Below are 10,523 nucleotides of genomic sequence, written 5' to 3' on the forward strand. Positions count from 1 at the left end.
AGATCGGCTGCACCAGCCAAGTGATGCAGGACTATATCGGCATCCCGCATCCCTGCGGCGGCGGCGTGTTCCAGAAAGGCGTGCACGACAGCGGGGTGAAGCTCGCGACCTCCAAATATGTCCGTGTCGGCGTCGAATGCGAGATCGCGGTGCGGCTGCAGCGTGACCTTGCCGCCGGCGAGGCGCCGTTCACGGCCGAATGGGTCGGCGAGGCCGTCGAGGCCTATCATCCCGCGATCGAGATCGTCGACGACCGCTATGTGAAGTGGGAGACGATGGGCGCGCCGACGCTGATCGCCGACGATTTCTTCGCCGCCGGCTGCGTGCTGGGGCCGTCCGTGCCGCGTTCGTCGGTGCCGGACCTGACGGCGGTCAAGGGCCGCGCCATCGTCAACGGCGAGGAGGTCAGCCACGGCACCGGCGCCGACGTGCTCGGCCACCCCCACAACGCGCTCGCCTGGCTCGCCAATCATCTCGCCGCCGACGGCAAGAGTTTGCATGCGGGACAGCTCGTGCTGACGGGAAGCCTGGTCAAGACGCTATGGCTGAAGGCCGGCGACAAGGTGCGGATGGAGCTGGACGGGCTGGGCGTGGTGGAGGCGAAGTTTACGTGAGGGGCGCATAGCGCCCCATTGCGAGGAGCCCGCGACAAAATTGCGAAGCAATTTTGCGCTGATGCGACGAAGCAATCCAGAATCTTTCCGTGGTCGCATTTCTGGATTGCTTCGCTGCGCTCGCAATGACGGAAGCTGGGGCGGCGTTTGATTGCGCCAACCGACCGCGTAGGCGGCGGCTCGCAACCGCGCGCCAAAATACATGCGGCCTCCGGCAGGGGAGCTACCGGAGGCCGCGTAGTACATCGTCGTTCGCGCCTAGGTTCGCGAACACGATGTGGGAGCTCGGGAGAGGCTTAGAAGGGCAGCAGTACGTCCATGACCTGCTGGCCGTAGCGCGGCTGCTGCACGTCCGTGATCTGGCCGCGGCCGCCATAGGCGATGCGGGCCTGGGCGATCTTGCTGGAATCGATGGTGTTGTCGCTCTGGATGTCCTCGGGGCGGACGATGCCGGCGACCACGAGTTCGCGGATTTCGTAGTTGACGCGGATCTCCTGCTTGCCTTCGACCACGAGGTTGCCGTTCGGCAGCACTTGCGTCACCACCGCGGCGACGTTGGTCTGCAACGCTTCCGTGCGATTGACCGAGCCCTTGCCATCGGCGGAGGATGTCGAGTCGGTGGTGAGAAGGCGGCCGGGCAGGACCTTGAGTGGCTGCGTGACCGTTTGGCTGCCGATAAAATCGGTAATTCCCGAGTCTTCCTTGGCGGTGCGGCTGCGCTGGGTTTCGTTGGAGAGGTTCGCCTTGTCGGTGATGTTCACGGTCACGGTGAGGAGGTCGCCGATCTGGTGGGCGCGCTGGTCCTTGAAGAAGGCGCGGCTGCCGTTCCGCCACAGCGAGTTCGGATTGTAGGAGGCGACTTCCGGCTTCGGCATCGGCATCTGCACCGGCTTGTAGCCGGGCTGCGTCGTCGGATTGTCGATCGCCGACAATTTCGGTTGCTCGCCGATCTGCGACAGGCGGTCGATCGAGGAACAGCCGCCCAGCGCGCAAGAGGCCAGCAGCAGGGCAGAGATCGCGATGCGACGAAGACGGGAAGCCGAACTGAAACTGGACATGACTTACTCTGACTTGGCTGGAGCTTGCGAGATGCGGGCTTGCGGGATCTGGGCTTGGGCGATCTGGGCCGGAGACGCGGGGGCCTGGACCAGGCTTTGGGCGAGCGCAGCAGCAGCAGCGGCCGCGGGCGTTTCGTCGCGCTTGAGCGAGGAGGTCTGCTCGACCGCGGGCGGCATCGGCGCGGACTGGCTCGCGCCCTGGACCGTGATCTGGCCGCGGCCGGTGACGACGCCGGTCAGCGTGCGCTTGGATTGCAGGTTGAGCACGCTGACGGTGTCGCCCTCGGCGCCGCTCTCGATCGCCTTGCCGCGCGTGGTGAGGTAGAGGCCGGGCACCTGGTAGATGATGGTGACGTTCTGGTCGCGCTGCACGAAGTCGGGCTTGACGATGTCGGCGACCCGGATCGGCGTGCCCGCCCGCATCGGCCGGCGCAGCTGCATGCCGATGGTGCGGTCGCGCGAGGCGGCCTCGCCGGTGACCTCGGCCTTGGGCCGGCGCTCCAGCGTGACGTCGGAGGATTTCAGGAGGTCGGCGCGGTCGATGTCGCGCGTCAGCACGGCCACTTCCACGGTCTCGATCGCGGAGCCGGTGAAGCGCAGCTTGGTCGGCGCCGGATTGTTGTCGTTGTTGATCTCGAAGGCGATGTCGAAACGGCCGCTGCGGGCGTCGTAACGGGTTGCCACCGGCTGGAGCGCGCCGGTGTTGGAGGCGTCCAGCCGCATGTCGGCGACGCCGCGGTCGAAGGTGATGGTGATGTTGGCGGCATCGCCAAGGCCGAAGCGGCGCTCGAGCGCCGAGGCGACCGCGTTTTCGAGGTCCTTGTTGGCGAGGGTGCGGGCGAGGCGGGTGACCTGGACTTCCCTGACGTCGCCGGTCATCACGCCGATCACCTGCTTTGCGCGCAACACCGACAGGACTTGCGCGACCGGCAGCGCGCCGGTGGTGCCGAGATCGGGCGAGCGGTAGACCGGGATCAGCGCGGCCGAGCCGGCATTGTCGATGAGATCGCCGACCCGCACCACGTCGGAGGTCACGGTGACGCTCGCGCGCAGCGTCGGCGCCGCGATGACGTCGTCGGCGGCCTGCGCCGGCAKCGCCAGCAGCAGGAGAGCGGAGATCGTGGCGAGGGTGGTGCGGATCATCGTCATTGCCTCAGCGGAACAGCGCCGTGGTCGATTGCATCATCTGGTCGGCGGCGCTGATGACCTTGGCGTTCATCTCGTAGGCGCGCTGGGCGGCGATCAGGTCGCTCATCTCCGAGACGACGTCGACATTGGCCTGCTCCAGGCTGCCCTGCGTGATCTTGCCGTAGCCTTCGGCATTGGCGGTGCCGTCCTGCGGCGGGCCGGAGGAGGGCGTTTCGGTGAACTGGTTGCTTCCGACGGGCTGCAAACCCGCCTTGTTGATGAACCGGGTCACGCCGATCTGGCCGATGATCGAGGAGGTCGACGAGCCCGGCAGCGTCACCGAGACCTGGCCCTGCTCGCTGACGGAGATGCCGGAGGCGTTGTTCGGGATGGTGATGGTCGGCTGCACCGGGTTGCCCTGCGCGGTGACGACGCGACCCTGGTTGTCCATCTGGAAGGTGCCGTCGCGGGTGTACTGGTAGGTCCCGTCGGGCATCAGGATCTTGAAGAAGCCTTCACCCGACATCGCGAGGTCGAGATCGTTGCCGGTCTGCGACAGCGTGCCCTGCGTCATGCTGCGCGGCGTGCCGACGGTCTTGACGCCGCCGCCGATGTCGACACCGACGGGCAGGATGGTGCCCTGGTCCGAGGCCTGCGCGCCGACGCGGCGGACGTGCTCGTAGATCAGGTCCTGGAACGCCGCGGTCTGCTTCTTGAAGCCGGTGGTGCGCAGGTTCGCGATGTTGTTGGAGATGACCTGGACGTTGAGTTCCTGGGCCGCCATTCCGGTCGCAGCGGTGTGGAGCGCTTGCATGTCAGTGGTCCCCTAATCAGGCCGGAACGTCGGCGAGCTTCTCGATCGCCGATTTGTGGAGGTCGCTCTGCTGCTGGAGCAGATTGGCGATGGCGGTGTAGCTGCGCATGACTTCGACCATGCGGCTCATCTCGCCGACCGAGTTCACGTTCGACTTCTCGATGTAGCCCTGGCGCACGGTGGACTTGGTGTCGGCCTGCTGGGTCGCGGAGCCGGCGCTGTAGAGGTTGGCGCCGAGCTTGGTCAGCCTGGCCGGATCGTCGAACGAGGCCATGCGGATCTTGCCGCGGATCGAGTCGGTCTTGGCCGTGCCCTCGAGCACCGTGACGGTGCCGTCGGGGGCGATATTGATGTCGTGGTCGGTCGGCTGGAAGGTGATCGGGCCGCCGGTGCCGAGCACGAGGTTGCCGTCGGAGGTGACGAGCTGGCCGGTGCTGCTGAGCGAAAATTTGCCGTCGCGGGTGTAGCGCTCGGCGCCGTTGGCCTGCACCGCGAAGAAGGCGTTGCCGTCGATCGCCATGTCGAGCGGGTTGTTGGTCGCCTCCATCGGCCCCTGGCCGACGTCGCGGAAGGTGCCGCGGTCCTGCACATAGGAGACCCGGCGGTCGGAACCGACGAAATTGTCCTCACGCGCGTTCGAGTTGAGATACTCCTCGAACAGCGAATGGTCGGCCTTGAAGCCGTTGGTGTTGGCATTGGCGACGTTGTTGGCGATGACATCCATCTGCCGTTCCAACGTCATCTGCCGTGACAAGCCGATCAGAAGCGCGTTCTGCATCGGAAGATCTCCCCTGAGTGAGATCTGCCACCTCGCTCTCCCAAGCGCCTTGGCGGACCCCGTGAACGAGACCGTCAGGTTCTCCCAAACCCGTCGGTCTCGGTCCTCTCTCAGCGAAAGCCGTGCCAACGCAGAAAATTGTTTAATATCAATATCTTGATTGTTTTTCGAGGGCGCGGAAGGGCGGCAGAAAGGTTCTGTTAGCCATGTTTGCCCGGCAGATTTTTCCTAGTGGAGGCCCAATCGAAAGATTCCGTTAACCATTATTACCGTAGCGTTTGCGTGCAAGGGAGCGCATTGCGCTGGGGCATTTGTATCGCGTCATTGTCTGCCAGGGGGCTTCGCTCTTTCGATTCCTATAAGAGATGAGCGAGCCGGGCGACCATGGCAGAGAACGAAGCGGAAGGCGGCACAGCCGCCGAAGGCGCGGAAGCCGCTCCCCCGAAGAACAAGCTCAAGCTCATCATCATGGCTGTCGGCCTGCTCGCCGTTCTCGGCGGCGGTGCGGCGACCTGGTTCTTCTTCTTCCGTCACGGCGACGACGAGCATCATGCCGAGGCGGCGCCCCCGCCGAAGCCGCCGGCCTTCGTCGAGGTGCCCGACATGATGGTCAACCTCGCCGGTGCTCCGGGCGAGCGCGTGCAATATCTGAAGCTGAAGATCGTGCTGGAGCTGAAGGAAGAGAAGCAGATCGAGGCGATCAAGCCGGCGATGCCGCGCGTCACCGACATCTTCCAGACCTACGTGCGCGAGCTGCGCTCCTCCGACCTCAACGGCTCCGCCGGCATCTTCCGCCTCAAGGAAGAGCTGACCAAGCGCGTCAACGCGGCGGTCGCGCCGGTCCAGGTCAGCGCGGTGCTGTTCAAGGAAGTCGTGATCCAGTGACGGCACAGGGAAGGTAACGGGCTAGCGTCATGGCCGGCAACGAGCAGATGGACCAGGATGCGATTGCCGCCCAATGGGAGGCTTCGCTCGATTCCGAGGATCCCGCGGAGGCCGCGAAGGCCGCTGCCGAAAACGAACTCTCCGAGACCATGGCCCTGCAATGGGCGGCCATGGTCGAGGACGGCAGCCGCGACCTCGGCACCGGCAAGAACTCCGGCGAGCGGGTGCTGTCGCAGGAGGAGATCGACAACCTCCTCGGCTTCACCGTCGGCGACGTCACGCTCGACGACCATTCCGGCATTCGCGCGATCATCGATTCGGCGATGGTCTCCTACGAGCGTTTGCCGATGCTCGAAATCGTCTTCGACCGCCTGGTGCGGCTCTTGACGACATCCCTGCGCAATTTCACCTCGGACAACGTCGRAGTCTCGCTCGACCGCATCACCTCGGTGCGCTTCGGCGACTACATGAACTCGATCCCGCTGCCGGCCGTGCTCTCGGTGTTCAAGGCCGAGGAGTGGGACAATTTCGGCATGGCGACGGTCGATTCCAACCTGATCTACTCGATGATCGACGTGCTGCTCGGCGGCCGCCGCGGCACCAGCCAGCTCCGCATCGAGGGCCGGCCCTACACCACGATCGAGACCGAGCTGGTCAAGCGGCTGGTCGAGGTGGTGCTGGCCGACGCCGAGCAGGCGTTCCGGCCGCTGTCGCCGGTGACCTTCACGATCGACCGGCTCGAGACCAACCCGCGTTTCGCCGCGATCAGCCGTCCCGCCAACGCCGCCATCCTGGTGCGCCTGCGCATCGACATGGAAGACCGCGGCGGCAATATCGAGCTCCTGCTGCCTTACGCGACCATCGAACCGATCCGGGGCGTCCTGCTCCAGATGTTCATGGGCGAAAAGTTCGGCCGCGACCCGGTCTGGGAAGGCCATTTCGCGACCGAGATCGGCCAGGCCGAGATCGCTGTCGATGCCGTGCTTTACGAGGCCGACATTCCGCTCAAGCAGCTGATGCGGCTGAAGGTCGGCGACACGCTGCCGCTGGACATGCGCGCGGATGCCAACGTCACCGTGCGCTGCGGCGACGTCACAATCACCGAAGGACGCATGGGCCGGGTCGGCGACCGCGTCGCTATCAGGGTGACGAAACCCTTGCGCAAGCCAAATACGACACTTGCGATGTTCGAGAAGGTGGACGAGCAGAACAAGATGATGGAGGCCCCATGAACCACTCCCTTGGAATGGCGATCGAGACGCTGGTGGCTATCTTGCTGATGCTCACGATCGGCTACTGCATCCTGCTGAACAAGCGGCTGACGCGGCTGAAGGCGGACGAGCATTCGCTGAAGGCGGTCATCGCCGAGCTGATCACCGCGACCGAGATCGCCGAGCGCGCGATCGGCGGGCTGAAGCTCGCCGTGCGCGACGTCAACGAGAACCTCGGCAGCCAGCTCGCGGCGGCGACCCAGATGTCGGACCAGCTCTACAAGCAGCTGGGCGAAGCCGACAACGTGGTGCGGCGCCTGTCCAAGATCGCGATCGCCGCGCGCCCCGTGACCAATCCGGAAACGGTTGCCGCGCCCGAGGCCAGGCCCTCGTCGGCCAAGGCGGTGGCGGCTGCGGCCGAAGCCTTCTCCGAGCGAAGACGATCCAACGGCCTTGCCGCATGAAGTCAGGGTATGAAATCCTTTCGTAACATCCGCGTCATTCCGGTCGTCCTGGTTGCCGTCGCAGGTCTCGCCACGCTCAAGGTCGCGGGCCTCGCGATCAATGGCGGCTATGTCTTCGACTACCAGCCGAAACAGGCCAAGAAGTCCTGGGCGCAGGAGAATCTGAACTTTCCGACCGGACGGGAAGACCCCGACATCACCGGCTCGACCCATGGCGCGCCGAAGGAGGCGCCGAAGCCGGCAGCGCCCGAGACCAAGCCCGAGGGCACCGTGGTCAAGGTGGAGGAAGCCCAGCCGCAGGTCTCGGCCTCCGAGCGCGCGATCCTGGAGCGGTTGCAGTCGCGCCGCCAGGAGATCGAGGCCCGCCAGCGCGAGATCGACATCCGCGAGAGCCTGCTGAAATCGGCCGAAAAGCGCATCGAGAACAAGGTCGAGGAGATGAAGGCGGTGGAATCCCGCATCTCCACGACCCAGGCCGAGCAGAAGGCCGCCGAAGCCCAACGCATGAAGGGCCTCGTCACCATGTATGAGGGCATGAAGCCGAAGGACGCCGCGCGGGTGTTCGACCGGCTCGAGATGGGCGTGCTGATCGAGATCGCCTCGGCCATCGCGCCGCGAAAGATGTCGGACATCCTGGGACTGATGTCGCCGGAGGCCGCCGAGCGGCTGACCGTCGAGATGGCCCGCCGCGCCAATGGCGGCGGCGATCAATCGGCTTCCGCCGGCGACCTGCCCAAGATCGACGGCAAGCCGACGCAAAAGCCGAATTGAGCGCGCGAGAGCCGTGGCGCGCTGCGGCAGCTTGCGCGCAGTTGCCCGGTCGCCCGGCCGGCACGCGGCCAGATGCCTTGCGTGCCTAGTTTGCGATCCGCTGCTGAACCCCGCGACCGGTCGAGCTCAGCTGTTTCTCGACGGGAAGGAGGGTCTCGCAGTGCTGCCTGATCAGCGCAGCCTTCGTCATTCGAGTCACGAGATGCAGGGTGCTGTGGCAGCAGGAGCACTCGTACACCTTCAGTGCATAGCCCCGCGCGATTGGAAAGACGGCTACGACTGCTCTTGCCCGGCTACATACAATGCAGTTGGCTTCTCCGCTCATTGATTGCCCCCCCAAAGGCTGACCAATCGAATTCGCATCGCCTGATCGCATCTGATTCAGAGTCGTCGATGGACCGCAACACCCCTGAGGTTGTGCGCGCGTGTCCGGCAACCAAGCGCGACTCGCGTTGCGGATGCAGCAGGAGCAAACGGCATCTTCTGAGGATGCGATGAGTTGACGCGTACGAATGTGAAGTGGAGTACAGTGGCGCCGAAGCATTCGTCCTAGGCTTCTGCCATCCGTAGATCCGCAGCGGGGAGAGAAGCCATGAACTACTCGTCCGCAGCAGAACGCGCAATCGAAGCCGTCAATCGGCTACTCGTCGCGGCGATGACGCTCGCCTGGACATCTGCACTTAGCCATCAACATGTTTTGCCGCCGCAAGGAGAAGACGGCGACGCTGATGATGACGCAGGTCTCGGGCGGGAGGATTCCTCCGCGCCGGATTGCGCGGGAAAACAACACTGAAGATACGGTCGCCGTGCGGACGTCACACGATCAGATCGTGCAGCACATGAACGCCAGCTGCGCCGGCCCCGTGAGCCTGGTCAATGTGCGGCGGGGGCAGTTCAGGCATTGACGCCACCGCGGATCCGTGGACTTTCTCGGCGTGTTCGTGATGACCGGACGGGTCCGGGGGATCATCCAATTCTACGCTGTGCTCTGAACCCTGGCCATGCGAAGCGCCATCCTTGAAGTCAAAGGAGTCGCCGAACTGGTGCGGTCCGGCGGGCGCCGCATGAGCAGTAGAGGGCGGATCGACACCCGCCGGGCCGTGTCCGGGCACGTCGTGCTGTCCGGCTGCCTCGCTTGAAAGCGAATGATTGGGGCCGCCGTGGGCATGAGCAGCATTGTGGGCGCTTTCGGGAGCCGATGCACCATGGTCCTTGTCGCCGCTCTCCAGCGTATGCCCGTGCCGGGCGAGCTGTTCGGCCGCATCGTGGAGCGCCACGAAAGCAACGTCAGGCGTGGGGGCACTTCCGGCGATCACGTCATTTTTCCCGATCGTCGTATCGGTGCTGTCGGGCACCGTTAGATGATCAAAGACGAAGCTGGTCGCCGTCGGTGCGGCCACATCGTGCAAGATCGCGGACAGCCCGGTCGGTGAGGTCGTTACCGCGGCACTGTCGGTGATCTCGGTCGCGTGCAGCCGCACCCCGTCTGAGCTGGCGAAGCTCGGATATTCGGTCCATCCAAACTGGTCCGAACTGGCAAAAACGCCGGAGGCCTGGGCGGTTGATCTGTCCGTCGCGTTCCAGTCAGCGAGGAGCGTGCCGTCGCTGAGAGCGGTGTCGGACGAATCGGTGATCGTCACGKCGGTGGCATCGCTTTGTGTCGTTGCGCTGAGATCGAGCGGCCCACTGTCGGCCGCCAGCACAGCCGCCGCCGCCGGCGTCACGATGAAATCCGACGCGTCGATGGTCGCAATTCCCTGCAAATGGATTTCGATCAGGCTGGAATCGCCAATGTGCAGGGTCTGGTCGCTCGGGTTGACATACACGATCGTCTCATTGGCCGCGCTGTCGTAGAGCCAGGCGATCGTATGAGCCGGCACAGTCGTGCTTGATGAGCTCAAGGCCAGGAGAACGAAGCCAAGCCCGCCGAGAGCCGTCAAGTCGATCTTGTCGGACCCCGACGCGAAATCGGTAATGGTGTCGAACTGGCCGGCGTTGGAATCGGCCACGGATAGATAGACGAAACGGTCGCTCCCATTGCTACCCGTGAGGTGGTCGGCACCAAATCCACCGGTTATGGTGTCGCTGCCGTTGTTGCCATTGATGGTGTCGTTGCCCGAACCACCGTAAATCGTGTCATCCCCGTCGTTGCCCTTGATCGTGTCATTGCCGGAGCCGCCATAGAGAATGTCGGCTTTGCCCGTACCGTTGACGGTATCACTGCTGGCTCCCGCGTAGATAATCTGACCTTCGTTGCCGCCTCCCGCGATAGTTTCGCTCCCCGGCGTTCCAAACACGTTGGGGGGATCGGATATCACGACGGACCCCGTGGCGAGGTTATCAAAATCGTTGGGGTCTGCGTCGCTGGCACCATGGATGGTGACGGTCACGGATTGCGTCGTGCCGTCGATCGCAGTCACCGTGAAAGTGTCGGTTAACGCATCGCCCGGGTCCAGCGCCTGAACCACGCTGTTGTTGTTGTCGAGTGTGTAGGTCCATACGCCGGCTGCCGTCATGGTGAAGGTGCCGTACCCGCCGTCGCTCGCAGTTGGTGAGGCGACTACCGTGAAAGTGTTCGGCGTATTGTCGACGTCTGTGTCGGTGAGCGTGCCGGTCGCGACCGGAATGCCGGGCGCAGCGGTGCCTGCCTCGATCACTGAGCCGGTCGTGGTGCCGGAAATGATGGCGGCGTCGTTGGTGCCGTGGATGGCGATCGTCACCAGTTGCGGGGTGCCGTCGATGGCAGTCACAGTGAAACTGTCGGCGAGCGTGTCGCCGACATTGAGCGCCTGCACCGCGG

Annotated in this window: 11 protein-coding genes; 6 read left to right on the forward strand and 5 right to left on the reverse strand. The window is 64.6% G+C overall.

The genetic code is table 11. The annotated features are described in order from the left end of the window. A partial coding sequence (locus AC1D00_RS11185; protein ID WP_477010722.1) for a 2-keto-4-pentenoate hydratase occupies positions 1-614 on the forward strand: 614 nt, incomplete at its 5' end. 296 nt (positions 615-910) lie between these two features. On the opposite strand, the gene flgH is transcribed toward AC1D00_RS11185, so the two are convergent. The 4 genes from flgH to flgF are packed head-to-tail and all read right to left on the reverse strand — an operon-like array spanning position 911 to position 4,392. Then, positions 911-1,672 carry a flagellar basal body L-ring protein FlgH gene (gene flgH, locus AC1D00_RS11190; protein ID WP_135178431.1) on the reverse strand — a complete coding sequence of 254 codons (762 nt, stop codon included), beginning with the start codon at positions 1,670-1,672 and terminating at the stop codon, positions 911-913. Between the two features lie 3 nt (positions 1,673-1,675). After that, positions 1,676-2,815, reverse strand: a complete 1,140-nt coding sequence (gene flgA, locus AC1D00_RS11195) for a flagellar basal body P-ring formation chaperone FlgA (protein WP_477010723.1) — start codon at positions 2,813-2,815, stop codon at positions 1,676-1,678. Between the two features lie 10 nt (positions 2,816-2,825). Continuing rightward, positions 2,826-3,614 (reverse strand): flagellar basal-body rod protein FlgG, encoded by a 789-nt coding sequence (flgG, locus tag AC1D00_RS11200; RefSeq protein ID WP_018642817.1) that lies wholly within the window; start codon positions 3,612-3,614, stop codon positions 2,826-2,828. 16 nt (positions 3,615-3,630) lie between these two features. Beyond that, on the reverse strand, positions 3,631-4,392 hold the full coding sequence (gene flgF / locus AC1D00_RS11205; protein ID WP_404557944.1) for a flagellar basal-body rod protein FlgF: 762 nt from the start codon (positions 4,390-4,392) through the stop codon (positions 3,631-3,633). A gap of 384 nt (positions 4,393-4,776) precedes the next feature. Between flgF and fliL the strand changes: the two genes are divergently transcribed. The 5 genes from fliL (at position 4,777) to AC1D00_RS11230 (ending at position 8,516) form a co-directional block, all read left to right on the forward strand. Then, positions 4,777-5,277, forward strand: a complete 501-nt coding sequence (fliL, locus tag AC1D00_RS11210) for a flagellar basal body-associated protein FliL (protein WP_135178428.1) — start codon at positions 4,777-4,779, stop codon at positions 5,275-5,277. A gap of 29 nt (positions 5,278-5,306) precedes the next feature. Next, on the forward strand, positions 5,307-6,509 hold the full coding sequence (fliM, locus tag AC1D00_RS11215) for a flagellar motor switch protein FliM (RefSeq protein WP_477010724.1): 1,203 nt from the start codon (positions 5,307-5,309) through the stop codon (positions 6,507-6,509). After that, entirely contained in the window at positions 6,506-6,952 is a 447-nt protein-coding gene (locus tag AC1D00_RS11220) for a DUF6468 domain-containing protein (protein ID WP_477010725.1), read from the forward strand. Before fliM ends, AC1D00_RS11220 begins: the two co-directional genes overlap by 4 nt. A gap of 9 nt (positions 6,953-6,961) precedes the next feature. Continuing rightward, positions 6,962-7,723, forward strand: a complete 762-nt coding sequence (locus tag AC1D00_RS11225; RefSeq protein ID WP_027548520.1) for a MotE family protein — start codon at positions 6,962-6,964, stop codon at positions 7,721-7,723. A gap of 592 nt (positions 7,724-8,315) precedes the next feature. After that, entirely contained in the window at positions 8,316-8,516 is a 201-nt protein-coding gene (locus AC1D00_RS11230) for a hypothetical protein (RefSeq protein ID WP_404557942.1), read from the forward strand. A gap of 22 nt (positions 8,517-8,538) precedes the next feature. On the opposite strand, the gene AC1D00_RS11235 is transcribed toward AC1D00_RS11230, so the two are convergent. Continuing rightward, the coding region (locus AC1D00_RS11235) for a VCBS domain-containing protein (RefSeq protein ID WP_477010726.1) at positions 8,539-10,523 on the reverse strand (1,985 nt) is incomplete at its 5' end.

It is taken from the genome of Bradyrhizobium sp. P2_E8 (genome assembly GCF_056403875.1).